The 26,350-nt window shown below is 38.8% G+C and carries 22 protein-coding genes and 1 pseudogene; 12 read left to right on the top strand and 11 right to left on the bottom strand.

Going from position 1 to position 26,350, the window contains the following annotated elements; translation table 11 throughout:
- The first annotated feature begins 71 nt into the window (after positions 1-71).
- Both AC056_RS15205 and AC056_RS15200 read left to right on the top strand, forming a co-directional pair.
- Complete coding sequence (locus AC056_RS15205) at positions 72-1,946, top strand: amidohydrolase (RefSeq protein WP_077164076.1); 1,875 nt, start codon at positions 72-74, stop codon at positions 1,944-1,946.
- Positions 1,947-2,002: 56 nt separating this feature from the next.
- A complete protein-coding gene (locus AC056_RS15200; RefSeq protein WP_000784879.1) occupies positions 2,003-2,164 on the top strand; it encodes a DUF1427 family protein in 162 nt (53 codons plus the stop codon).
- Between the two features lie 67 nt (positions 2,165-2,231).
- Here AC056_RS15200 and arsC read toward each other — a convergent pair whose 3' ends face one another.
- Positions 2,232-2,660: an arsenate reductase (glutaredoxin) gene (gene arsC, locus AC056_RS15195; protein WP_077164075.1), complete on the bottom strand. Its 429-nt coding sequence runs from the start codon at positions 2,658-2,660 to the stop codon at positions 2,232-2,234.
- An 84-nt stretch (positions 2,661-2,744) separates the two neighbouring features.
- Here arsC and AC056_RS15190 point away from each other — a divergent pair, with 84 nt between their 5' ends.
- From AC056_RS15190 to arsH, 3 genes and pseudogenes are all read left to right on the top strand, one after another.
- On the top strand, positions 2,745-3,074 hold the full coding sequence (locus tag AC056_RS15190; protein ID WP_077164074.1) for an ArsR/SmtB family transcription factor: 330 nt from the start codon (positions 2,745-2,747) through the stop codon (positions 3,072-3,074).
- Positions 3,075-3,174: 100 nt separating this feature from the next.
- Complete coding sequence (arsB, locus tag AC056_RS15185) at positions 3,175-4,221, top strand: ACR3 family arsenite efflux transporter (RefSeq protein WP_077164073.1); 1,047 nt, start codon at positions 3,175-3,177, stop codon at positions 4,219-4,221.
- Positions 4,208-4,921 (top strand): annotated as a pseudogene (arsH, locus tag AC056_RS15180) (arsenical resistance protein ArsH). Before arsB ends, arsH begins: the two are co-directional and overlap by 14 nt.
- Positions 4,922-4,978: 57 nt before the next feature.
- Here the strand turns inward: arsH and AC056_RS15175 are convergent.
- A complete protein-coding gene (locus tag AC056_RS15175; RefSeq protein WP_019458912.1) occupies positions 4,979-5,881 on the bottom strand; it encodes a LysR family transcriptional regulator in 903 nt (300 codons plus the stop codon).
- A gap of 101 nt (positions 5,882-5,982) precedes the next feature.
- Here AC056_RS15175 and AC056_RS15170 point away from each other — a divergent pair, with 101 nt between their 5' ends.
- The 3 genes from AC056_RS15170 (at position 5,983) to ahpF (ending at position 8,804) form a co-directional block, all read left to right on the top strand.
- On the top strand, positions 5,983-6,543 hold the full coding sequence (locus AC056_RS15170) for a chromate transporter (protein ID WP_019458913.1): 561 nt from the start codon (positions 5,983-5,985) through the stop codon (positions 6,541-6,543).
- The gene (locus AC056_RS15165) at positions 6,543-7,064 is read left to right on the top strand and encodes a chromate transporter (protein WP_004702206.1); all 522 of its coding nucleotides are present in this window, start codon (positions 6,543-6,545) and stop codon (positions 7,062-7,064) included. Before AC056_RS15170 ends, AC056_RS15165 begins: the two co-directional genes overlap by 1 nt.
- A 174-nt stretch (positions 7,065-7,238) precedes the next feature.
- Complete coding sequence (gene ahpF, locus AC056_RS15160; protein WP_077164072.1) at positions 7,239-8,804, top strand: alkyl hydroperoxide reductase subunit F; 1,566 nt, start codon at positions 7,239-7,241, stop codon at positions 8,802-8,804.
- A 55-nt stretch (positions 8,805-8,859) separates the two neighbouring features.
- Here ahpF and AC056_RS15155 read toward each other — a convergent pair whose 3' ends face one another.
- The 8 genes from AC056_RS15155 to AC056_RS15120 all read right to left on the bottom strand — a co-directional run bounded on the left by AC056_RS15155 (position 8,860) and on the right by AC056_RS15120 (position 22,419).
- Positions 8,860-10,866, bottom strand: a complete 2,007-nt coding sequence (locus AC056_RS15155; protein WP_077164071.1) for an esterase/lipase family protein — start codon at positions 10,864-10,866, stop codon at positions 8,860-8,862.
- 113 nt (positions 10,867-10,979) lie between these two features.
- A complete protein-coding gene (locus tag AC056_RS15150) occupies positions 10,980-11,921 on the bottom strand; it encodes an ABUW_2363 family tetratricopeptide repeat lipoprotein (RefSeq protein ID WP_004702201.1) in 942 nt (313 codons plus the stop codon).
- Between the two features lie 105 nt (positions 11,922-12,026).
- On the bottom strand, positions 12,027-12,842 hold the full coding sequence (cysE, locus tag AC056_RS15145) for a serine O-acetyltransferase (protein ID WP_004702199.1): 816 nt from the start codon (positions 12,840-12,842) through the stop codon (positions 12,027-12,029).
- Positions 12,835-13,674, bottom strand: coding sequence for an RNA methyltransferase (locus AC056_RS15140; protein WP_077164070.1), 840 nt, complete (start codon positions 13,672-13,674; stop codon positions 12,835-12,837). Before AC056_RS15140 ends, cysE begins: the two co-directional genes overlap by 8 nt.
- Positions 13,675-13,688: 14 nt before the next feature.
- A complete protein-coding gene (gene dnaE, locus AC056_RS15135; protein ID WP_077164069.1) occupies positions 13,689-17,252 on the bottom strand; it encodes a DNA polymerase III subunit alpha in 3,564 nt (1,187 codons plus the stop codon).
- Between the two features lie 213 nt (positions 17,253-17,465).
- Entirely contained in the window at positions 17,466-18,533 is a 1,068-nt protein-coding gene (locus tag AC056_RS15130; protein ID WP_049065923.1) for a type II asparaginase, read from the bottom strand.
- 684 nt (positions 18,534-19,217) lie between these two features.
- Complete coding sequence (locus AC056_RS15125; protein WP_077164068.1) at positions 19,218-20,525, bottom strand: dicarboxylate/amino acid:cation symporter; 1,308 nt, start codon at positions 20,523-20,525, stop codon at positions 19,218-19,220.
- A 463-nt stretch (positions 20,526-20,988) separates the two neighbouring features.
- Positions 20,989-22,419: a pyridoxal phosphate-dependent aminotransferase gene (locus tag AC056_RS15120; RefSeq protein ID WP_004702188.1), complete on the bottom strand. Its 1,431-nt coding sequence runs from the start codon at positions 22,417-22,419 to the stop codon at positions 20,989-20,991.
- Positions 22,420-22,659: 240 nt separating this feature from the next.
- Here AC056_RS15120 and msrB point away from each other — a divergent pair, with 240 nt between their 5' ends.
- The 4 genes from msrB to AC056_RS15100 all read left to right on the top strand — a co-directional run bounded on the left by msrB (position 22,660) and on the right by AC056_RS15100 (position 25,103).
- Entirely contained in the window at positions 22,660-23,079 is a 420-nt protein-coding gene (msrB, locus tag AC056_RS15115) for a peptide-methionine (R)-S-oxide reductase MsrB (RefSeq protein ID WP_004702186.1), read from the top strand.
- On the top strand, positions 23,076-23,561 hold the full coding sequence (locus tag AC056_RS15110; protein ID WP_004702185.1) for a glutathione peroxidase: 486 nt from the start codon (positions 23,076-23,078) through the stop codon (positions 23,559-23,561). The genes msrB and AC056_RS15110 overlap by 4 nt, the downstream gene beginning before the upstream one ends.
- Positions 23,561-24,406 (top strand): AraC family transcriptional regulator, encoded by an 846-nt coding sequence (locus AC056_RS15105; RefSeq protein ID WP_100291060.1) that lies wholly within the window; start codon positions 23,561-23,563, stop codon positions 24,404-24,406. The genes AC056_RS15110 and AC056_RS15105 overlap by 1 nt, the downstream gene beginning before the upstream one ends.
- Before the next feature lie 64 nt (positions 24,407-24,470).
- Positions 24,471-25,103, top strand: coding sequence for a LysE family translocator (locus tag AC056_RS15100; RefSeq protein WP_077164066.1), 633 nt, complete (start codon positions 24,471-24,473; stop codon positions 25,101-25,103).
- A 60-nt stretch (positions 25,104-25,163) separates the two neighbouring features.
- Here AC056_RS15100 and dapC read toward each other — a convergent pair whose 3' ends face one another.
- Positions 25,164-26,333, bottom strand: a complete 1,170-nt coding sequence (gene dapC, locus AC056_RS15095) for a succinyldiaminopimelate transaminase (protein WP_077164243.1) — start codon at positions 26,331-26,333, stop codon at positions 25,164-25,166.
- Between the last annotated feature and the right edge of the window lie 17 nt (positions 26,334-26,350).

Raw genomic sequence — 26,350 nt, 5'->3', positions numbered from 1 at the left:
ATATTTAAGTGATATTAATACAGACATGCCTTTATTTTTTAGAACGATAATTCACAAGAATGGAGTTCAGAATGACCGAAATAAACCTCATACTCATAAACGGTAAAATCACAACACTAGATCCTCAGAATCCCGAAGTACAAGCAATTGCGATTGCAGATGGTAAAGTCGTACGTACGGGTACAAATGATGAGGTTATGAAGCTCGCAACTCCTACAAGCAAAGTCGTAGACTTAAATGGTCGTCGCGTTATACCGGGTCTAAATGACAGTCATCTGCATATTATTCGTGGTGGCCTAAATTACAATATGGAATTGCGCTGGGAAGGTGTGCCATCCGTTGCTGATGCTCTACGATTACTTAAAGAACAAGCAGATAATACGCCAGCTCCACAATGGGTACGTGTGGTTGGTGGTTGGACTGAGTTCCAGTTTGCCGAAAAGCGGTTACCAACTTTAGAAGAAATTAATAAAGCTGCGCCAGATACTCCTGTCTTTGTTTTACATTTATATGCCAGTGCTTTGTTGAACCGGGCAGCGCTTGATGTATTAGGCTTTAATAAAGACACTCCAGATCCACCCGGAGGCAAAATTGTACGAGATGCAAAGGGTCAACCAACAGGTCTGTTGCTCGCAACTCCATCCGCTATGATTTTGTATTCAACCTTAGGGAAAGCACCAAAATTGCCAGTTGAAGATCAAGTCAATTCAACTCGTCATTTCATGCGCGAACTAAATCGATTAGGCATTACTTCGGCAATTGATGCAGGTGGTGGTGGTCAAAACTACCCTGAAGATTATGATGTGATTAAGCAATTACACGATCAAAATCAAATGACAGTTCGAATTGCTTATAACCTATTTGCTCAGAAGGCAGGCCAAGAGCTTGATGATTATCGCCGCTGGACAGAAATGACATTTCCGGGCGATGGTGATGAATTATTTAGAATGAATGGAGCTGGTGAGAACCTGACGTGGTCGGCGGGTGACTTTGAAGATTTCTATGAACCACGTCCAGATTTACCAGAAAAAATGGAAGGTGAACTCGAAGCCATCGTAGAACACTTGGCTGAAAAGAAATGGCCATTCCGTATTCATGCAACTTACGATGAAAGCATTAATCGTTTGCTCAATGTATTTGAGCGTGTCAATTCAAAACAGCCATTCGCAACTCGATTTATTATTGATCACGCCGAAACCGTATCTGAGCGTAATATTGAACGTATTGGTGCGTTGGGTGGTGGTATCGCCATTCAGCACCGTATGGCATATCAAGGTGAGATTTTCGTAAAACGCTATGGTGCCGAGGCTGCTCAGGCAACGCCACCAGTTAAGAAAATGTTAGAGCTTGGTGTTCCTGTGGGTGCGGGGACAGATGCGACTCGAGTTGCATCCTATAACCCTTGGGTATGTTTATACTGGCTAAGTACGGGTAAAACAGTCGGTGGTTTGCCACTCTATGATGAAAAAAATCTATTAGACCGTCAAACTGCACTTAAACTCTGGACTAAAGGTTCGGCTTGGTTCTCAGGTGAAAAAGATGTCAAAGGTTCACTCACAACAGGGGAACTTGCTGACTTGGTCGTGTTGTCTGATGACTACTTCAAAGTTGAAACAGAAGATATCCAGTGGATTGAGTCTGTACTCACTGTTTTAGGTGGAAAAGTGGTATATGCAGGGGCTGAGTTTAAGCAAGACGATCCGCCGTTGCCGCCAGCATCTCCAACATGGTCGCCGGTAAAACGCTTTGGTGGTCAGTGGCGTTTATCTGAAAATCGTAATGCGCCCTCGAATCAATCATTACAGTCACAAAGTGCATTGTGTGAATGTGCTAGCAGCTGTGGCATGCATGGACACAGCCACGCTTGGATGCTTGATGTTCCTGTAAATGATAAGGACAAAAAATCTTTCTGGGGCGCACTAGGGTGCTCGTGTTTCGCATTTTAAATAAAACAGTATGGGAATCTGCTGATTAAATGGCTTGATTCTCTAAGGTATGTACGATGAAAATGTACTTGTTATCTTTGGCTGTAGGGTTACTTGTTGGTGTCTTATATTATGTTTTAAATGTTAAGTCACCAGCTCCACCTCTTGTTGCATTAGTCGGTTTATTGGGCATGGTGATAGGAGAGCAACTTCTTCCTTTCATTAAGTCTTATTTTTAACCTGTTTCATTCAAAAAGCTAAATGGTTCCATGCCATTTAGCTTTTTATATTAATAAGTATCTTCAATTACTTTATACGGCGGCCTTGTTCGTCAATGATTACTTCACCATCTTCTTTTGCAAAATAGCCTAAATTTTTTGAATCTAAAATATCCAATACAACCTCAGAAGGGCGGCAAAGTCGTGTACCTTTTGAAGTCACCACAAATGGGCGATTAATTAAAATTGGGTACTGAACCATAAAATCAATTAACTGTTCATCTGTCCAGCGGGCTTGTTCCAAATCTAAATCTTTATATGAATCAACATTTTTACGAATTGCATCACGAACAGTTAATCCAGCTTGTGAAATGAGTTGAGTAAGCTCATCTTTACTAGGAGGTGTCTGTAAATATTCAATAACAATGGGTTCAATCCCAGCATGACGAATAAGCGCCAAGGTATTGCGCGAGGTTCCGCAAGCAGGGTTATGGTAAATCTTCACTAGCTCAGTCATGGTAAATTCAGGGTCGAATTAAGATATTGCATTTATATATGGATATCCGTATATTTGCAATAACGAATATATTCTGTTGAAGATATGATCAACCAAGTCGATTTCTTTAAATGTCTATCTGACCAAACTCGGTTAAACATTCTTAAATTAGTTCTAAATAAACAAAATATTTGTGTCTGTGAGCTAACTGAACAGCTTGAGTTGAGCCAACCGAAAATTTCTCGGCACTTGGCCTTATTAAGAACTCATGGCGTATTACTGGATGAAAGAAAAGGCCAGTGGGTCTATTACAGCTTAAATCCTGATTTACCTGTCTGGGCTTTAGATATTTTAAAGGTGATCGGAAATGACGAGAGTGAGACAAGCGTAAAACAACAAGATCAGCCTTTCATCACTACAACGTGCTGTGATTAATCTTCCTAGATTTCTGTCTTAAAAATTCGGATTTCTAGCATAGGTGTATCAATCATTTGTGTATTGAGCAAAATTAATCAATTCTTTCTTCGAGTAGAACATGACCAGACAAGGGCTTTCATTTTTAGATCGAAACCTGACGCTATGGATTTTCATTGCAATGGCTTTAGGTTTAGCCATTGGAGTTTTCTTTCCTCAGGCATCTGTGTCTTTGAATGAACTAAGTGTAGATAACGTTAATATACCGATCGCAATCGGCTTAATTTTGATGATGTATCCACCTTTAGCAAAGGTTGATTACGCTGCCTTACCAGAAGTATTTAAAGATAAGAAAACCTTAACTCTATCGTTGGTACAAAACTGGATTATTGCTCCAGTTTTAATGTTTATCCTTGCGATTATTTTCTTACATCACTATCCAGAGTATATGACGGGCCTTATTTTGATAGGCTTAGCACGTTGTATTGCCATGGTATTGGTTTGGAATGGTTTAGCCTGCGGTGATAACCAATACGTTACAGCGTTGGTTGCTTTTAATAGTATTTTCCAAATCTTATTTTTCAGTACGTATGCTTGGCTATTTTTGACCTTTTTGCCGCCGTATTTTAGTGTGGCAGGGCAAGTCATTGATGTGAATTTCTGGACGATTACACACGCGGTTTTGGTGTACTTAGGTATTCCATTTTTAATGGGATTCTTGACGCGTTTGATTTTAGTCAAGTCGAAAGGGTTGGAATGGTATCAAAGTAAATTTTTACCAAAGATCAGCCCGATTAGTTTAATTGCTTTACTTTTTACTATTGTGGCGATGTTTAGTCTAAAAGGTGGGGATGTAGTGAGCTTACCTTTGGATGTATTACGTATTGCGATTCCGCTCACGATTTACTTTGTCGTTATGTTCTTCATTAGCTTCTTTATGAGTAAACGTATGGGGAATAACTACCCACGTACCACTGCCATTTCATTTACCGCTGCGGGTAACAACTTTGAGCTCGCTTTAGCCGTTGCGATTGCAACATTTGGTTTAGCGTCACCTGTAGCATTTACTACAGTGATTGGGCCGTTGGTTGAAGTGCCAGTTTTAATTTCACTCGTTACAGTTTCTCTTTGGCTCAAGAAAAAGTATTTCTTACATGAACAGTCCTAATAATGATTTATCAAATGTAGCATTAGATCTTCTAGATAAGCCTGCATTTGAGCAAGTTCAAGCGCAGCAGCTTGAGCATCCACCTCGCATTTTATTGCTATATGGTTCTAATCGTGAACGCTCTTATAGTCGTTTTGCTGTGCTGACTGCTGGCCGAATCCTTGAATATTTAGGTGCTGAAGTCAAAATCTTTCATCCTAAAGGTTTACCTTTGCCTGAGGATGCAGGAACAGATCATCCTAAAGTCCAAGAATTACATACACTATTAGCTTGGGCAGAAGGCATGGTGTGGTGTTCGCCTGAACGTCATGGTGCGATAAGTTCTATTTTAAAAGCTCAAATTGACTGGATTCCTTTAGCAGCTGGAGCAATCCGTGCAACTCAGGGTAAAACCCTAGCAGTCATGCAAGTTAGTGGTGGTTCGCAATCTTTTAATGCAGTCAATCAAATGCGTATTTTAGGTCGTTGAATGCGTATGATTACCATCCCAAATCAGTCTTCAGTTGCTAAAGCTTTTTTAGAGTTTGAAGAAGATGGCAGTATGAAACCTTCTTCTTACTATGATCGAATAGTTGATGTGATGGAGGAACTGTATAAGTTCACATTATTAACGCGTGGGCAAAAAGAATATTTGACAGATCGCTATTCTGAGCGCAAAGAATCGGCAGAAGAGCTGTCAAAACGAGTAAATCAAAAATAAATAGTTTCATAAAAAAGTGCTCCACTTGGGGCACTTTTTATTGCTTGGTTTTTACACTCAGGTGATTGTGGGCAAAAGTTTTTGCATAAGTTCAATAAAGTTTGAAACTTTAGCCGAGTTTTCATTTTCTCGTGTAATCAAGTAAATAGGCGCATTCAGTTTTATTGAATCATCAAATTCTCGATAGACAATTCCATGTTCCCAAAAGTTATGCATTGATGCTGGTACAATCGTTATACCAATTCCGGCAGCGACTAAATTTAATGTTGCGGTAGGTCGAGGTGCTTCCTGAACAATGCGTGGACTAAATCCTGCTTGATAGCAGCTATATAAAATATTGTCATATAAGCCTTGCCCTGAAGAGCGACGGTATAAAACAAAATTCTCATCAGATAAGTCAACTAAACGAATTTTCTCTCTTTTTGTAAGTGGATGGTCTATAGGCAATGCTACTACCATTGACTCATCTAATATATGCAGATGTTTCAAACCAATATCACGACTAATCGGCGCTCTTAAAAACGCAATATCAAGCTTTTCTGAAATTAACCAATCTAATTGCTTTTGGCTGCCTGCTTCTTCAAGTTTAGTCTGTACAGCTGGGTACATTTCACGATATGAGCGCAATACCAGCGAAATAAGCGGATGTAAACCTGCGGAACTTGTAAAACCAATATTGAGTTGTCCAGTTTTGCCTTGGCTAACATCTTGGACAAGTTGGGGTATATGTTTAGCATGCTCTAATAAAAGCTGTGCTTCTTTAAATAAAGCTAGACCTGCCTCAGTTGGTTCAATCCCGCGCGGTTGACGAATAAGTAATTGTGTACCGAGTTCTTCTTCAAGTTTTTTGAGTAAACGCGTTAGAGGCGGTTGTTGTATGAACAATCGATTTGCTGCATGCGTAATATTTCTTTCTTCAACCACTACTACAAAGGCGTGAAGCTTATGTAAATCGAGCATAGAAATACCTTTAGGGTATGCTTAGTGAAAATAAAAGCATTTGTAGATATATCACAAAAGTATCATTCTATCTTGGTCAGATAAAGTGAAAAGTAACGAAAATGAACCATGTTGAGATTGCCGTGCGGAAGGAGAGTGTACCCACCTGCACAGAGTTATTTTTAGGTTTTTTAACATTAGGTTTAATTGGATTTGGTGGTGTTTTACCTTTAGCAAGAAAAGTCATTGTAGAGCAGAGACAGTGGCTAAGCCCTGAAAAATTCACTGAGTTACTTGGTCTGTGTCAATTCTTACCAGGGGGCAACATTATTAATCTCTCGGTTGCGATTGGCATGGAGTTTCGGGGTGTTCGTGGTGCAGTGAGCTCGCTCATTGGTCTGATCCTTGCACCTACTGTTATTGTTGTACTTTTACATTATGTTTATGAGCAGTTCCAAAATAATTTAATGGTTAAGCATCTTTTTGAAGGGTTAGGAGCAGCAGCAGCAGGGCTTCTGGTAGCAACTGGCTTAAAAATGTTGAAACCATTATTACGTAACCCGATAGCGATGTGTGTTGTCGTGGCTGCAATTATCAGTATTGCTTTTCTAAAAATTTCTTTGCTTTTGACTATGTTGATTCTATTGGCACTTTATTCATCTATTATTTGGAGACGTGTGTAATGGGAGCAGTTCTACTTGCTTTAGCGATCATTTTTACTCAGTTGTCTCTTATAGCTTTTGGTGGCGGAAACACGATTTTGCCCGAAATGCAGCGTCAAGTGGTTGATATTCATCATTGGATGACTGCACAAGAATTTAGTGCTTTGTTTGCTATGGCTCAAGCAGCTCCCGGACCGAACATGATGATTGTACCATTGGTGGGATGGCATGTAGCAGGACTGTCAGGTTTACTTGTGGCCTCTACCGCTAAATTTCTACCTTCATCTCTTATTACGGTATTTGTAATGAGAGGCTGGTCTAAGTTCAAAGATAAAAAATGGCGCCGTGTTTTACAGCTTGCTTTGCAACCCGTCACAGTGGGGACGGTGCTTGCCAGTGCTTGGATTATTTCTGAGGCAGCAGCAATAAATACTTTACTTATTATTATGGTAGTCATTGCAACTCTATTATCTTTAATTAAAAAAGTTCATCCTTTACATGTCTTGATTGCTGGGGCGGTATTTGGTGTGGTGTTACTTTAGTTTAACCAGTTTGCCGACCTGCGCTGGGATAAGTTCAGGTTGGTTTTTTTTGAATGAAAAGAATAAAATCTAAAAAACCGATTAAATATATAAAAACATACTGTTTTACCTATTTTGTGTTTTAACGTACTATGCATCTATTGAAAGAATTTGGATGCATTGGAGTAAAAACAGATGTTAGATCAAAACATTAAAACTCAATTAAAAGCTTACTTAGAACGTTTAGAAAGTCCAATCGAATTAGTGGCTGCTTTAGATGAATCAGATAAAGCTGCTCAAATTAAAGAGTTAGTGACAGAAATCGCTGAGCTTTCTGACAAGGTGATTGCCCGTTTTGATGGCAACAATACACGTCGTCCAAGCTTTGGTGTGGCTAAAGCAGATGAACAGCCTCGTGTGTTCTTTGCTGGCTTACCGATGGGCCATGAGTTTACATCTTTGATCTTGGCGCTGTTACAAGTCTCTGGCTATGCCCCTAAAGTTTCTGATGAAGTGCTCAACCAAATTAAAGGCCTAAACCTCAAAGCCAACTTTGATGTGTTTGTATCGTTAAGCTGTCATAACTGTCCGGACGTGGTACAGGCGCTTAACCTGATTGCCATTTACAATCCGAACACAACGGCAACCATGATTGACGGTTCATTCTTCCAAGATGAAGTTGAACAACGCAAAATCATGGCTGTACCAATGGTATTTCAAGACAACGAACACATTGGTCAAGGTCGCATGACCCTTGAAGAGATTGTGGCAAAACTTGATACCAATTCAGCTGAAAAAGATGCAGTAGCACTCAATGCCAAAGATGCTTTTGATGTATTGGTGATTGGTGGTGGACCTGCGGGTGCAACAGCTGCAATTTATGCAGCACGTAAAGGTATTAACACTGGTATCGTAGCTGAACGCTTCGGTGGTCAGGTGATGGATACCATGGACATTGAAAACTTCACGTCTGTGCAAAAGACTCAAGGTCCTAAGTTTGCTGCCGAGATGGAAGCACACGTTCGTGAATACGATGTCGATATCATGAACCTGCAACGTGTTAGCAAAATCACGGGTGCCAACCAAACAGCAAATGGCTTGGTTGAAGTTGAACTTGAAAACGGTGCGAAACTTGAATCGAAAACTGTCATCCTTTCAACAGGAGCACGTTGGAGAGAAATGAATGTACCGGGTGAAGCTGAATACCGTACCCGTGGTGTTGCGTACTGCCCACACTGTGATGGTCCATTGTTCAAAGGCAAACGTGTCGCCGTGATTGGTGGTGGTAACTCAGGTGTTGAAGCAGCAATTGACCTTGCAGGGATTGTTGAACATGTGACTTTGGTTGAGTTCGACACTAAACTTCGTGCAGACCAAGTTTTACAAAACAAATTGCATAGCTTGCCGAACACCACTGTAATTATGAATGCCTTAAGTACAGAAGTGTTAGGTGACGGCTCACAAGTGACTGGTCTTAAATATAAAGACCGTGCGACTGATGAAGAGCATGTAGTGGAACTTGCAGGGATCTTTGTACAGATTGGTTTATTACCAAACACTGACTTCTTAAAAGACAGTGAGGTTGAGTTAACCAACCGGGGTGAGATCATTGTCAATGACCGCAACGAAACCAATGTACAAGGTGTATTTGCTGCGGGTGACTGTACGACTGTGCCTTACAAGCAAATCATTATTGCTACAGGTGAAGGTGCTAAAGCATCACTCTCTGCGTTTGATTACATCATTCGCTCTGGGCAGTAAAATTTAGTTCCCAAACGAAAGAGCCAAAGGATTACCTTTGGCTCTTTTTTCATTTTCATGGTTTATATAAACCGTGTTCGACTAAATGTTCTCGTAAAATACGACGTAACTCTAATACAGCTTGTGGTGTTAATTGAATAGAATGTCCACCTGGAAGGACTTTCTCAGACTTTGCACCGTCTAAATGAGCGCTTTTATAAGGAACAATACCATCGGTAATCAAATTTGGATCATCACTTTTGGTAATGTTACCCATAATAGAGTGGAAGACTAATCCTTGGTGCGGATTAATATTTTCTGTAAGTTCCATAAATTTAGATTGATGGCTTAAGTCACTTGGTCCATTTTGAATTAGACCATTATCAATATTACTCAAGAAATCTTTAACATCTAAATTTTCAGTGGTTAGGGATGTCGCTACAGCAGATAAAAAAGCTCCCGGCAAACGAATAATTTTACGAGCAGCTAACGTAAACCATCGATCAGCGTAATCTGTACCTCTGTGAGGTGATGCCAAGAAAATTGCGCGATCAAAGTTTCCAATCGAATGCATTTGCAATCGTTCAGTAACCATAGGGTGTTTCTTGAAACGGTTCTGTTGACGTACAGTCATCAGTTTTAAGGCTGGTTGAGTAATATCACCATCACTGACCAGTAAACGGCTAATAATACCACCCATACTATGGCCTACAAGCACAGCATCATGTGCAGCAGGGTCACTTGGGTTTAGCGAACCAAACGCTTGTTTAAGCAGAGCGTAAATCTGGAAGCGACTTTCCAAAATTGGCATGTTGGTCGAGTAGAAAACTTGCCAAACTTGATAGTTATCTCTTAAAACAGTATCACCCATTACATCGTTGGTGAGCGCAATCCATGCCTCGGGACTACTTGCCAAACCATGTACCAACACAATAATTTTTTTGTTTGGATTATAAGGTTCGAGCATATATAAATGCGGCATGGTTAAATGCTGATCACGATCAATCAGGCTTAAATAAGCCGCTACGCCTAAGTTATTTTCAGCTAACCATAAACCATAAGGTGCAGAGAAGTTCGCAGCTAGAGGGTATTGCTTACCTGCGACATTAATATTATCGGTGCGATAAGGATCATAAACTCGAATTACAAATTCTGGGTTATTTATAATGTCTTGAACAGTTTTGGCATTTTTAGGCTCAGCCACGATCGTTGCAGCTAAATAACGTGCATGGTGAATATTCGGATTCACACCATTTTTATAGCTGTAATTGAGAGGATCTAAAATATATTCATTAATATCTTCTTTTCCTGAGCTCGGAAAAACGGCGACAAACTCAGAACCGAAACCGTCACGACGGTTAATTGTTCTTAACCCTGAAAAATTTAAGTTATAGCTCGAAATTAATTTCTCTAATTTTTGGCCTGATAATTGTCTATGAAACTCAAAGTCGATTGAATAAACACTCTTGCCAATATGGATTTGCGGCTCTACCACATTTTTTTTGGGGTATCTTAAATCATACACACTGACCATTTTGGCAATGGCTTGATTATAAAAGTCGCGTATTTGAACTTGTCTGTTATCAAAAATACGATCGGTCGGCTGACGTTTTGTTGAAAACAGATAGGCATAGCTATAACGAATGCTCTTATCGAGAAAGGTTAATTGTTGGTCTAAGCAATCGTCATATTTATTCTGAATCGCTTTTTGTTCATCAGTCGCTTTGTGTTTAGTGAATCGACTAATTTTACACTCGGAAGAATCTGATAAAGCCATCGCTTTTGCGAGATACATTTCGCTCGCAGTAGATAAAAGCTGTTCGTCTAAAATTTGAGGAAGGTTTTTGAGTTGATTTACACAGGTGTCAGGGGAGTCTGTACAGGTTTTGGCTTCTTGCCCTGACATAGACAAAACGTTAAGACTTGCTTCACTCAGTTTATCTTGCGTAAGAATACTATTACGTTCATTTGCAATAGTAACGTTGAGAGCTTGCTGCTTAACATTGACGACCTGACATCCACCGAGAATTGAACCGAGGATTATGACCGTGAAGAGCGCTGAATTTCTTTTTCTAACAAACATTATGGTCAAATATGTGGATCAGTAATATGCCGATCATACAAATTTTAAAGTTTTTTTCAATTGATCAAATATAAAAAAGGGCTGTCAAATCAGCCCTTTTTTAAAGTTTAAACTTATTTTTTTGCAGGTTGAGCTGGGGTAGCTGGTGTCATAGCTGGGTTTGTTAAAACTTGCCATACATTCCAACGACCTTGTTTTTCAATTTCTTGAATTAAACGGTCAGCTACTTCAGCTTCATCAGGGTATTTAACTTTATAATTTTTTAAAGTCTGAATCGCATTTTTCTTTTGTTCCATTGCAATATAGTTATTTGCAGCGGCTAAATATGCTTCTTGAACATTGCCTTTAATGGCTTTGTCTAAATATGGAATGGCTTCACGCTGACCACCACCTTCAGATAAACCAAAACCAAACCAGAAATTCGTTTCCGGATCGTCTGGGCTAATTTTTAAAAGTCTTTGAGCATATTCTAAAGATTTAGTTGTGTGGACAGTACCTAAATCTAAATTACGTGCAAGTACGCTTGCTTTGAATGCTCGAATTAAAATATCAAATGAAGCATTTGGATTAGCAGCTAAAGTATCTAAGCGCTGAGTCACTTCTTTAAGTTTGCTTTCAAAACCTTTACGTTCCTGACGGTCTGTAAAGCGAGGCGGGTAATGACGAGCTTTACCTTCTACAAGCTGTAAGAAGTCGTCAATTTCTGTCACATCAATTTCATTATCGCCAGCTAAAACTGCGTACTTCACTGAACGTTGTGAACTATTAATTGTAGGTACAATCAGTTTATTTGTATCTAAAGTAAGCGATTTAGTTGGATCATCCTGACGAGTTACTACCATTTTGGTTACAGGCTGAGCAGCAGCATCTTTTAAAGCAACTTCAAATGCTGGCGGAGCATCATAATTAAATGGGTTTAAAGCATAAAATGGAGGAGTAAGGTCAGGTTCCTTGAAAACAAAAGGTTCATTTTTTTGTTCTTTTACAGGCGCCATTGTACACGCTGTTAAACTAGAAGTTGCAAGGAGTAAATACGCCAATGGCTTTAAATTCATAGGATCTTCCGTTCATTTTAGTAAAGTCAGATTTGGTACAGCTAAGTCTAGGAAAACCTAAACCGACATGCAAGGGTAAGCGTGTTACATTATGAATCAAGAATATTACGTTTTTGATGTCTTGTTTTGCGCACCGCATTCACGACGAACTTCTTCAAGAATTTTTAGCTCTTCATCGCTAAAAGGTTGTTCATCTTGGCTTTCTTTTTTGAAAGTTGGGTCAAGTTCGGATAAGCGTTGACACAAATTATTCATACGTGTTTCGTTGTGTTGAATACGATCAAGTAAAACTCGCATTCCTTCTAAAATCGGATCAGATTGATCAGCAGTGGTCGCATACGGGGCAAAACCAATACTCTGAGCATAATCACGACGGCGTGCTTCATCTTGATCTTTGGTTTTATCAGCATCTTTATAAATATAGCGCGCAGGATTACCAACGGCTGTTACACCAGCGGGAACAGCTTTTGTCACCACAGCATTTGAACCCACTTTAGCGCCTTTACCAACTGTAAAAGGTCCTAAAATTTTTGCACCAGCACCAACGACTACACCATCTTCTAGAGTTGGGTGGCGTTTACCTTTTTTCCATGTCGTACCGCCTAGGGTAACTCCATGATATAGCGTAACGTCATCACCAATTTCGGCAGTTTCACCAATCACAACACCCATACCATGATCGATAAAAAAACGTTTGCCGATCTTTGCACCAGGGTGAATCTCAATTCCTGTTGCAAAACGACTAAATGTTGATACAAAGCGGGCAGTCCCTTTGCAATCTTTTTTCCAAAGTTCATGTGCAAGTCTATGCAACACTAGGGCATGAATACCGGGATAATTGGTAAGTACTTCGAGCGTATTTCGTGCAGCAGGATCTCGCGCGAAGACAGCCTGTATATCTTCTTTAAGCTGTTTAAGCATTGGATTGATCCTCCTTGTCCGATGATGCTTTTTTCCATTTGCCGCTTGTGAGGGCTTGAACTCGACTAAAAATACCGCGAAGTAAATGATATTCCATACGATCTAATTGTATACGACCAAATAAACGACGCAAGCGTAAAGGTAATAAACGTGGATTTTCTGGATCTAAAAATTCAATTTCAGTCAGCATTTTTTCCAAATGAGGATAAAACTCTTCCATTTGCTGCTGAGTCACTAAAGGCTCATCCCACTGCATGCTTTGACCTTGTGCAAGTGGCATTTGTCCATCATCAGAAACAAGTTCTTTTTGTTCTAATACTGACATGCGAAGTTCATAACATACAACTTGAATCGCTTGGGCAACGTTCAGTACACCATAATCCGAATTTACAGGAATAGTAAGGTGATAGTTTGCCAAAGCTAATTCTTCATTGGTTAAGCCGCGGTCTTCACGTCCAAAAACAATTGCAATTTGTTGGCCTTGCGAAGCAGCTTTAATTGCTTCTTTTGAAGCAGGGCGTACATCAAGCAATGGCCATGGAATAGTACGACTTCGAGCACTGGTTCCAAAAACTAAATGACAATCTTTAATCGCGTCTTCGAGCGTTTCAACAATTTCGACTTGTTCTAATAAATCTTGTGCACCAGCAGCAAGCGCTTGAATATCTGGATGTGGATAGGTCTTTGGTGAAACAAGAACCAACTTACTCAAGCCCATTGTTTTCATTGCGCGTAAAGCACTGCCAATATTAGCAGGCAAAGTGGTATTGACCATCACAATACGCACTTGTGCTAATTGTTTTGACACAGCGGTGTCGTCAAACAAACTCATAAGATTTCCAGAAATTACGAATATTGAGAAACTTCGCTTTGGTATGAATCCAATGCATCATCAATAGTCATGTCCACAGGAGGTGAGGCAACAGGTTGTGGACGAACAGGGTCTGCTGCTTTAGCTGCCTTAGATTTTACCTGATATTCAACATGAATATTATCTTTACCAAAGTAATCTCTTAGCTTGGCTAGAAGTTCATCTAAAGGAGCGACTTTCCATTGTGGGCCAAGTTGAAGCTCGGCCTGAGCATATGCTTGGTCAAGGTGTAAATTTAGTGCAATATGCTGATGCATATCAACATTGCAATAAGGCAATAAGATATTTTGTAGATCTTTTGCCAAACTTGGTTGCATTAAATCATTGGTTAACTTGATTTGAATGCTATTGGCACGTTTTTGTCTAATTTCATTTAAGTTAAAGGCTTTGTTTAAACGCCCCATTGGACGATCAAAGCCTTCACGCTCATAAATCTCGCCTTCAAAGACAACTACATGTTCAACTTGTATGATATCTTTAAAGCGCTGGAAGCGTTCATGATTACAACTAACTTCAATACGTGCTGTACCATCGTCTAGCACAATAACCACGCGATTTGGGAAGTTGGCTACATCGAGAACCAGACCCGCATAAACAGTTGTTACCCCACGACGAGTCGCAGTAATTTCATTAAGTTTTGCTGGAATAAAGGCTTTGAGTTCTTGACGGTAAACATCAATAGGGTGACCTGTTAAATACAAACCAAGCGTATCTTTTTCGCCTTTAAGACGAACTTCATCACTCCATGGTTTAACTGGCTTAGCGGGTTTACGCTGAACTTCTTCAACTTCACCAAATAAGTCCATAATGCCGCTTTCACGGTTACTACGTGCTTGTTCGGCTGCTTGTACTGCTTCTGGCAGTTGAGCCATTAAACTAGAACGTTCAATACCTAAACAATCTAGTGCACCAGCACGGATAAGCGCTTCTAAGGTTCGTTTATTGATTTTTTTCAAATCAATACGGTGGCAGAAGTCGAATAGGTCTGTATAAGGCCCTTGTTGACGGCGTGAGTCAATAACAGACTGCATTGCCTGTTCACCAACACCTTTAATTGCACCTAAACCATAAACAATAGTTTTATCATCACTGGCATGGAAATGATAAGTCGACATGTTAACTGACGGAGGTAGAACTTCGAGTCCATTATTTCGACAGTCATCAATCAAAAATACGACGCTGTCAGTGTTCTGCATTTCCGATGACATTACCGCTGCCATAAACTCGGCAGGGTAATGAGCTTTTAACCATGCTGTATGGTATGCAACAAGGGCATAAGCAGCCGCATGTGATTTGTTGAAACCATAGCCCGCGAACTTTTCCATATAGTCAAAGATATGGTTGGCGGTGCTTTCATCAATACCTTTTTGTCCAGCACCTTCAAGGAAGATTTGGCGTTGTTTCACCATTTCTTCAGGTTTCTTTTTACCCATTGCACGGCGAAGTAAGTCAGCGCCACCGAGCGTATAACCCGCACAAATCTGTGCAGTTTGCATTACCTGTTCTTGATAAACCATAATCCCGTAGGTTGGCTCTAATACGCCTTCAAGCAAAGGATGAAGATATTCAAAATCCCCACCATGCATACGATGAATAAAGTCAGGAATCAGGTCCATTGGGCCCGGACGATACAAAGATACGAACGCAATAATTTCTTCGAATTTGCTTGGACGTGCCTCTTTAAGCATTCGTTTCATGCCGACGGATTCAAACTGGAATACCGCTGTTGTATTTGCATCGGCAAACACAGAATATGCTTTAGCGTCGTCGAGTGGGACGTGAGATATGTTTAGAGGGTCATTGCTATCGCGATTTTTATTAATATTTTGAATAGCATCTTCAATAACGGTTAAGTTACGTAAACCCAAGAAGTCAAATTTTACCAGACCAGCGGCTTCTACATCGTCTTTATCGTATTGTGCAACACGGCTGGTTCCGTCTTCATCACATAGTACAGCCGAGAAATCGGTAATCTTACCGGGTGCAATAACAACACCACCGGCATGTTTACCAGTATTTCGAGTGATACCTTCAAGTTTTAATGCCATTTCCCAGATTTCACTGGCATCATCATTATCTGGGTTAGATGGGTTAGTGACGATATCTTTAAGCTGAGGTTCCATCTCAATAGCGGTTGCCAAATCTACACCAAGTGGCTTAGTCGGCACCATTTTTGAAATACGATCAGCTAACCCGTAAGATTTACCTAAAACACGTGCAACGTCACGAATCGCACCTTTTGCAGCCATTGTACCGAAAGTTGCAATTTGCGAAACTGCTTCACGACCATAGGTACGTGATACATAGTCGATAACACGGTCACGACCAGCAATACAGAAATCGACGTCAAAGTCGGGCATCGATACACGTTCTGGGTTTAAGAAACGTTCGAAAAGCAAGTCATAACGAAGTGGGTCAAGGTCAGTAATTTTTAAGCTATAGGCTACTAATGAACCTGCACCTGAACCACGGCCAGGACCAACAGGAACGCCATTATTTTTAGCCCACTGGATAAAGTCCATTACGATCAAGAAGTAACCAGGGAATCCCATCTTAAGGATAATTCCAACTTCATAATCAATTCGTTCATCATAAGGTTTACGAATTTCTGGCCAGTCTTCACCACGTTTTTCAACAGGATACAGGTAATCTAAGCGTTCTTCTAAACCTACTTTTGACAAATGCTCAAAGTAAGTGTCGATGGTAAATCCATCTGGAATTGGGTAATCAGGTAAAAAGTAGGTACCAAGTTGTAGGCTAACATTACAGCGTTTTGCAATATTGTAGGTGTTTTCGATAGCACTTGGGATATCAGAAAACAATTCGATCATTTCATCGGAGGTTTTAAAATGCTGTTCAGGACTATATAAGCGTGGACGACGATCATCTGCTAATACATAACCATCAGCAATACAAACACGTGCTTCATGTGCCTCAAAATCTTCTTTTTCTACAAAGTGCACATCATTGTGTGCCACTACACCAACATTATATTTGGCAGCAAGTTTTGCTGCTTCTTGAATAAAGTCTTCTTCACCAGGACGATCAGTACGTGTTAAAGCAAGATAAACACGATTACCAAACTTTTCAATCCACTCTTCAAGTAAAGGTTCAGCTTTTTGTGGGTTAGATGAGCAAAGCATTTGACCAACATCACTGTGTTGACCTAACAGAACAATAATATCTTGATGCTGTTCAAGTACCCATTCTTTTTGTACACAAGGGATACTGAGTTGTTGACCTTCAATAAAACCGCGTGAAACGATTTCGGTCAGGCTTTTCCAGCCAACATTACTCATTGCAAGTAAAGTTACACGATGCTGAGCATCATTAAGACGTATGGTACTACCTAAAATAGGTTTAATACCTTTTTTAAGGCAAGAGTTATAAAACTTTACGGCAGCGTGAAGGTTTGATAAGTCTGTAAGAGCCAGTGCAGGCATTTCATCCTTTACAGCAGCCTTGACCAAGTCGGGTATGCGAACAATCGACTCTGTAATCGAAAATTCTGTATAAATACCGAGATGAACAAACTGCATAAACCAATCCTTAATACGACCGCAGCATAGTTTAGCATGCAAAGTTCAAAGGAAATGCTTAATATTTTGGCAAACTGTTTAGGATTTTAGTATTTAAGCAAATGTTTAGAATATTAAAATGAAAGATTGATCAAAGATTTTAGTTATTTTATCGAGTGAAAATACAAGAAAACAAAAGAACCAGCCCAAACGGATTTGGACTGGTTGAAAAACTTAGTACTGCCAGAACATACGTTGAATTTCTTTAGCATCATTCGTCTTAGTAAGAGCTAAAGCTGCAAGAAGACGTGCTTTTTGTGGGTTTAAGTCATGAGCAGCTACCCAACCATATTTATCGTCAGGTTGTTCAGCATTACGTAATACGAAACCTTGTGGTACACGTGATGAACGGATAATTTGAATACCGTCTTTATCATGAAGTTTTTGTAAAGTTGGAACGATATAGTTCGCAACAGAACCGTTACCTGTACCCGCATGGATAATCGCTTTAGCGCCAGCTTTTGCATATGCTTCATAAGCATCAGGAAGCATAGAGTCTGAACCGTAAACGATTTGTACCATTGGAAGTGCATCACCTTTAATATTTTCAATATTAAATTCTGAAGCATTTGTAAAACGTTTAACAGACTGTCTGAACCAGTATGGTTTACCTTCAACTAATGTACCTAAAGCGCCCCATTGGCTAACAAAAGCATTTGTATGAATGTTAATGCCTTTAGTTACATCGCGTGCAGCAAAAATAGAATCGTTCATAAGAACCATAACGCCTTTATTTTTTGCTTCGTCAGAAGCTGCTAAAGCAACTGCGCTATAAAGGTTAAGTGGTCCATCTGCTGAAAGTGCAGTTGAAGGACGCATTGAACCAACAACAACGATTGGTTTGTCAGTATGAACAACAAGATTTAAGAAAAATGCTGTTTCTTCTAAAGTATCTGTACCGTGAGTGATTACGACACCATTCACAGATGGCTTTTTAACAAGTTCATTTACTTGACGAGCAATTTGTAATAATTCCTTGTCAGTAATACTTTCAGAAGCGATCTGTAATGCTTGAATACCACTTACATTTGCCAAATCTTTGATTTGTGGAACTGCATTGATTAGAGCATCAACTGGAACTTTTGCTGCTGTGTAAGTTGCACTATTTGCTGAGCTTGCACCAGCACCAGCGATTGTACCGCCAGTAGCAACGACAACAACATTGTTTTTTGCGTAAAGTGGGAGAGAGCAGGCCAATAAGCCCATAGCTAAACCGAAAGATTTAACAGTTTTAGTCAACATCGAAAATATCCTTATGAAGTGACGAAGTAGAAGTTTGCCGAATACGCCTGCTTGTCCTAAGCAAAATACATACCATATAAAACATATTCGTAACTTGTCTGAATAAAAAGCATCCCTGAATATCATTTTGTTTCGACAACAATCATTTAGTCATTGCTTTTATTCAGTGCTAATAAATATCATGAAAAAAATAAAAAATCTATTAAGTTTTTCTAATTTATCTCTATTTTTTTAATTTTTGTATAAAGAATACAAATGAAATTTTTGATGATATAAAAATAAAAAATAATAGAATAATTCAAAGACTTGTTTAACAAATAATAATTTTATGTTGTTGTTTTTTATTGATAAATTTAATTATTTTAATGGTGTTGAAAACCATATAGGCAAACTCAATAATAAATTCAGTTGTTTAATGAAAATAATGAATTTAAAAGTGTATTAAAAAATAAGCATTTGATCTGTGTTTTTTAAAAAATAAAATTTGATTGATTGGTTTATATTCTATTTTTAAGGTTTGTTCTTAATAAATTTAATAGTGATTGGAATCTAATGTTTCTACCTTTATTTAATATGAAAATACTCGTAAGTTTCTACTGTTAAATTTTAGAGCAAAAAAAAGAGCAATTTTATAAGGTCATATAAAATTGCTCTGAAATTGGGAGAGTGGGAGAAAATATAGACTTAAGCAGTCGTTTGTTCTTGAGTCGATTTAATTAATACTGTCTCTGGTAATTCTTCAGTATCAGCTACTTTTTCACCTTCAAGTTTAGCCACTACAGCTGTTGCAATACTATTACCGACTACATTTGTTGCAGTACGGCCCATATCAAGGAATTGGTCAATTCCGAGCAGTAATAAAATGCCGGCTTCAGGTAAATGGAACATGGTTAGTGTTGCAGAAATTACGACAATAGAAGCTCTTGAAACACCAGCAATACCTTTACTTGTCACCATAAGAGTCAACAAAATCAAGATTTGTTGAGTAAAGCTAAGGTCAATATGGTAGGCCTGTGCAATAAAGAGTACTGCAAAGGTGGTGTACATCATTGAACCATCTAGGTTAAATGAATAACCCAAAGGTAAAACGAAGCTTGTCACTTTCTTTGGTACACCAAATTTATTGAGGGCATCCATAACTTTTGGATAAGCTGATTCGCTCGAAGCTGTAGCAAAAGCAAGGGTTACAGGTTCACGAATTAATTTGCCTAAACGGAAGATATCCTTTTTGAGTACGATTGCACCTACCGAGAATAAAATAACCCACAGTAATAAAAGGCCGAAGTAGAACTCTGCAATTAAAATACCGTAGTCAACAATTAAGCCTAAGCCTTGTACAGTAATTGCAGATGCAATTGCTGCAAAAACTGCGACAGGTGCAAATTTCATGACGTAATCAGTGATACGGAACATGATTTTGCTAAGTTCTTCGGTCAAGCGAATAATAACCGAGTCTTGTTCTTTGCCTTGATTAACAAAAGCTAAAGCTGAGCCAAAGAAAATCGCAAAAACAAGTACTTGTAAAATGTCATTATTAGCCATCGCCTCAGCAATACTGCGCGGGAATACATGGCTTATAAATGACTGTAGTGTAAAGCCAGTAGTCGCTGGGAGAGTGGCGCTACTGAGTTCTTGAGCTGTCGGTAATACTAAATTTAGTGCTGCGCCAGGTTGGAAAAAATTGGCTAAGCCCATACCGATGGCTAGTGAGACAAAGGAAGCAGTAATGAACCAAGTCATTGACTTGAGTGTAATGCTACCAATTGAAGTCGATTTACCCATTGAAACAATGCCAGAAACAATTGTGGCAAATACCAATGGAGCAATAATCATTTTGATAAGACGTAAAAATATATCTGTGATGATATTAAAATAAGAAGCGATTTGCTTCAGTTGATCACCTTCATTAAAGAAGTGGTGACAGATCCAACCCGTCAATACTCCGAATAAAATGGCAACCACAATATACTTGAGCAATTTCTTTTGCTTCATATGAACCTCTATCCTTTGGGTTCAATCATCTTTTAGATGGGCTAGAGATGATTGAAAAGCTTTCCTTGTAAGTTCAGTTCGATCCTTTGACTGATTTCATCTTCCTAAATCTGCATCAGTGTTAACCGAATCGAATATGATGATGTTATGGAAAGGGATTGTTGCTCTATTTTGAAGCAGTGTGAAATGCAAAAAAATATCAACTCATGCATTTTTTGCATAACAGCTAAAATGGAAAATGAGGAAAATTATAATAATTTAATCGAATGGTAAAAAATATGAGTTTATTTTTAATTGGAAACTAATATAAATTAAATTTATTAAAAATTAATGAAAATCAAAATATTGTGTCGGTTTTTAATGATATTTAAATTGGGTCTTAAGTATTTTTAAATATATGTATGGATCATATAAAAAAGAAAAAGGCATCTAATTTAAGATGCCTTTTTGATTATGCATTTTTTTAACGGCGATTGGCTAAGAAACGACCTAAACGACCAATTGCTTCACGTAATTCATTTTCTGCTGGTAAGAAAACAACACGGAAATGGTCTGGAGTTGGCCAGTTAAAGCCTGTTCCTTGCACTAAAAGTACTTTTTCGGCACGAAGTAAATCTAACATTAACTTTTCATCGTCTTCGATTGGGTAAATATTAGGATCAAGTCGTGGGAAGCAATACATTGCACCTTCTGGTTTAACACAGCTTACACCTGGGATTTCATTTAACATTTCCCAAGCGATATTGCGCTGTTCGTATAGGCGCCCACCCGGACGGATTAAGTCATTAATAGACTGATAACCACCAAGCGCAGTTTGGATTGCATACTGAGCTTGTACGTTTGCGCATAGACGCATAGACGCCAACATATCTAAGCCTTCAATATAGTCTGCTGCACGGCTTTTATCGCCTGTAATTGCCATCCATCCTGAACGGAAACCCGCAATACGATAAGCTTTTGATAAACCATTGAATGAAATACATAGCTGATCGCCAGCTAAAGAGGCAACTGAAACGTGCTCAATTCCGTCATAAACAATTTTGTCGTAAATTTCATCAGCAAATAAAATGAGATCGTATTTCTTGGCAAGCGCCACAATTTGTTCAAGCACGTGGCGCGGATATACTGAACCAGTTGGATTATTTGGGTTAATAATCACAATACCACGTGTATTTGAAGTAATTTTACTTTCAATGTCAGCAATATCTGGATACCAGCTATTTTCTTCATCGCATTTATAGTGAATGGCAGTACCACCCGAAAGATTAACGGCTGCTGTCCAAAGCGGATAATCTGGCATTGGAATGAGCATTTCATCGCCATCATCAAGTAAGCCTTGCATCGCCATTACAATAAGTTCAGATACGCCGTTACCAATATACACGTCATTTACGTGCATATTTAGGATACCTTTTTGTTGGTAGTACTGACAGATCGCTTTACGTGCTGGAAAGATACCTTTCGAATCAACATAGCCAATTGCATTTGGTAGGTTTAAAGCAACGTCATTAATAATTTCTTGTGGTGCTTCAAAACCAAATGGAGCAGGGTTGCCGATATTTAGCTTAATGATTTTATGTCCTTGCTCTTCCATTTCATTGGCGGCTCGTAATACAGGTCCGCGAATGTCATAGCAAACATGCTCAAGCTTCGATGATTTCTTAATTTCCCGAGATGTTGGCATGGATTGGAGAGTAGCAGTATTTTTAGACATAGCTGGATTCACTTTTGCATATCGGTATAAATAACTTTTAAATGTTTTAACTGTTACCAAATTTAGATCATGTTGATCTTTTAGTAATTCAACAATTCTTTCGTGGGTAAAACCCGATTGCTGATACTGTTTGATAACTGGTAATAGTTGCTGGAAAAGCACACTTTTTTTCTGAGACATGTTTTGTCCTATACAACCGTGCCAAACAAGAATAGCACCATCTTTGCTTCCTTGGAAGGAAATAAAACATAATTTTGCTTACTTTTGTTTTTGTGATTTGCTTACTTTTTGCTTACTGTTACTTAGATGATTAAATTCCAACAAATTTTACGTTCAGAGACTAGTGTTTTTTCGACGAATGGCGTAAATATAAAACACGATTATCAATTTATGTTTACATCAGAATAAAAGGTGCATGTCATGGGAAAAGTTAATAAAACAGACCGGGAATGGCAAAGAGAGTTATCACCAGAAGAATATCGGATAACACGACAAAAGGGCACTGAACCAGCTTTTACGGGGCAATACTGGAACACTAAGCAACATGGTACCTATGTTTGTCGTTGCTGTGGCGCTGAATTGTTCTCGTCAGATGCAAAATATGATAGTGGTTGCGGTTGGCCAAGTTTCTTTCGGCCAGTGAATGGAACAGTAATTGAAGAACATGAAGATTTAACGCATGGTATGGTCAGAACAGAAATTGTTTGTCATGATTGCGAAGCTCATCTTGGGCATGTTTTTGAAGATGGACCACAGCCGACAGGTTTGCGCTATTGTGTGAACTCAGCATCATTACAACTTAAAACACAAGAAAAAAATGACGAGGAAACTTATCCATGAGTAACATTTATCAGTTTGAAGCTGAATTGTTAGAAGGTGATATTAAGCAATTTGCTGATTACAAAGGTAAAGTTTTATTAATTGTAAATACCGCCAGTAAATGTGGTTTTACTCCACAGTTTGCTGGTCTCGAAAAACTTTATGAAAAATATAAAGATCAAGGTTTAGAAGTTTTAGGTTTTCCCTGCAACCAGTTTGGTGGGCAAGATCCAGGAAATAATAAAGAGATTGGGGCTTTCTGCCAGCGAAACTATGGGGTTAAGTTCCCTATGTTTGCGAAAGTCGATGTAAAAGGGCCTGAAGCGCATGTAATTTTTAGATATTTAACACGTGAAGCTAAAGGGATTTTAGGCAGTAGTACGATTAAATGGAACTTTACCAAGTTTCTGGTTGGTAAAGATGGTTCAGTTTTGAATCGTTATGCACCTACGACTAAACCTGAAGCTTTAGAAGCTGATATTGAAAAAGCATTAGCAGGCTAATTAATTTAATGAATGCTATTCCTCAAACTTTCGAGTTTTGGCAAGATCGGCGAATGCCTTATGTTGAAACTCGAAAGTCGTGTCGTAGCCGGACATGTTATAAGTCTCATAGCCATCCAACATTTTCAATTGGTGCGGTAGACGAGGGGAATAGCATTTTTCAAAGTTCTTTTGGCACTGCTCAAGAGATCTCAGCGGGTAGTTTGGTTATTGTACCTGCCCATATTGAACATTCTTGTAACCCTAAGCCAAATGAGGCTTGGAGTTATCAAATGCTGCATCTAGATATAATGTGGTTAAGTCAGTTGTATTCTGAATTTCAACAGCAAGGCTTTGATTTGCATCTACCTCAACATAAGCCTCTTATCATAAGGGATGAAACTTTCTATAAAGCTTTTACTGAAATGAATGATGTGCTTTTTGATGAACAAAAGCTAATTCTTGAAAAGGAACAATCACTTCTTGATTGTCTTATGGGCTTGTTGTTGCCGCATTTCATTTTAGAAGAAATACAAAAACCGCAGTACTTATATAAAGATTTTCTAGATTTAGTTGAGGCCGTTACTTCTTCTGAGAGTTTTATTTCCCTTGAAGAACTTGCACAGCAGGTTGGCCTGAGTCGTTATGCAATCATTCGGCTATTTAAAGCAAATGTCGGTCTAACTCCACATGCATTTCAAATTAATTTAAAGATTAACCAAGCTCGGGAATTGCTTAAACAGGGGATTTCACTCGTAGAGCTGGCTCTTAATTTAGGCTTTAGTGATCAAAGTCATTTTCATAAAGCATTTAAAGCCCATACAGGAGTTACTCCTCGACAGTTTCAACTTGCAGTCGCGCAATAATTTACAAGAAATAATAAGTTCCTATTTTTAAGATTTTCCATACTGTTTTATATATGAAGCTGTTATGGACTTTTTTTTAGTTATTGCATTTACTCATTTTTTAGCACTGTTATCACCAGGACCAGATTTCTTTCTTATTCTCACGAGCCTTTTGCAAAAAGGACGCCATTATACTTATGGGGTTATTTTAGGAATCACTTTAGGGAATGCATTAATTTTAGCCGCGTGTTTGTTTGGTTTTATGTTGCTTGGAGATTTGAGTAGTGGCCTCCTTACACTTTTTAAATGGCTTGGTGCGGCTTATCTGGCATATTTGAGTTTTCTTTGCTTTAACGCTGCTAGAGCAAGTGATTTATCATTCTCGACTGAAGAAAACAATTTAATTGATCAAGCCAATATTAAGCAGAACAAAATTAAAAGTTTAATGTTAGGTGTGCAGTCTAGTCTTCTAAATCCAAAAAATATTATGTTTTATAGTAGTTTGATGCTGCTTATTCAATATAAGTTCAGCTTAATTCAAAAACTGCTCATGAGTACATGGATGGTTGGTGTTGTTCTTGCTTGGAATATTTTGCTGGTTGGATTGCTTGCTCAGGGGCGGGTTTTAGACAAAATCAAGCGTTCTGCGACAGGTTTATACTATTGTTCTAGTATTGCTTTTATTATTTTTGCTGTGCTCTTAATTACATATAAATAGTGTATAGCCCAGTTGTATAGTCTTAATCGTTAAAAGACTATACAACTGGTAAGAAGAGACTTAAAGAATCGCTTTTAAGCGTTTAACTACTTCTTCACATTGTGCTAAATCTGCCACTAAAGCCATGCGTACATGGTTAACTCCTGGGTTGCCTTGCTCAGTATCACGAGATAAATAGCGACCCGGTAAAACTTTAATGTGTGCTTTTTCCATTAACATCTTGGCAAAAGTTTCATCGTTATCGACTTTTAACCAATAATAGAAACCTGCATCTGGTTTTTGTAATGGTAGTAAATGACCTAGCTCAGATTGGAATAAGTCAAATTTTGCACGATACTGTTTACGGTTTTCTTCAACATGGTCTTCATCATTCCATGCTGCAATTGAAGCAAGCTGGTGTTGTACTGGCATTGCCGCACCGTGATAGGTACGATATTGCAAATATGGTTTTAATAAATCAGCATCACCAGCTACAAAACCTGAACGTAGACCGGGTAAGTTAGAACGCTTTGAAAGTGAGTGGAATACGATACAGTTTTTGTAGTCATCTCGTCCCAGTTCAGCACAAACTTCTAATAAACCTGTAGGCGCTTGGTCGAACCAAAGTTCTGAGTAGCATTCATCAGAAGCAATCACAAAATTATATTGATCCGATAAAGCAATCAGCTTTTTAAATTGCTCTTTAGAAAGCACTGTACCTGTTGGATTACCCGGAGTACATACAAAAAGAAGGGCTGTCTTTTCCCACACTTCGGCTGGCACAGCATCAAAATCGCCTAAGTAACCGTTTTCTTCTGTGCAATTAATGAAATATGGCTTTGCACCTGCAAGTAACGCTGCACCTTCATAAATTTGATAAAACGGGTTAGGCATTACCACATATGGTGCATCTTCACGATTAATCAAAGCTTGAACAAAAGAGAAAATCCCTTCACGTGTACCAGACACTGGTAAAATGTGGTTTTCAGCACTAATGCTGTTAAGTTTAAAACGCTGAGTCAACCAGTTTGCAATGCTTTGACGAAGTTCAGGTAAGCCTTTGCTGTTTGGATAAGTTGATAGATGGTTGAAGTTATCAATAATAGCCTGTTTAACAAACTCTGGTGCTGGGTGCTTAGGTTCACCAATTGATAGAGGAATCAATGGGAGATTAGCAGGAGTAGTATCCTTAAAAAGCTGGTTTAACTTTTCAAACGGATACGGATGTAATAACGACAAGCTAGAGTTCATTAAACAGTTACCAAGTA

It is taken from the genome of Acinetobacter genomosp. 33YU (assembly GCF_001990725.1).
GTDB lineage: Bacteria > Pseudomonadota > Gammaproteobacteria > Pseudomonadales > Moraxellaceae > Acinetobacter > Acinetobacter seifertii.
Note: the sequence above shows the minus strand (reverse complement) of the source record. Positions and strands in the feature narration are given on the sequence as shown.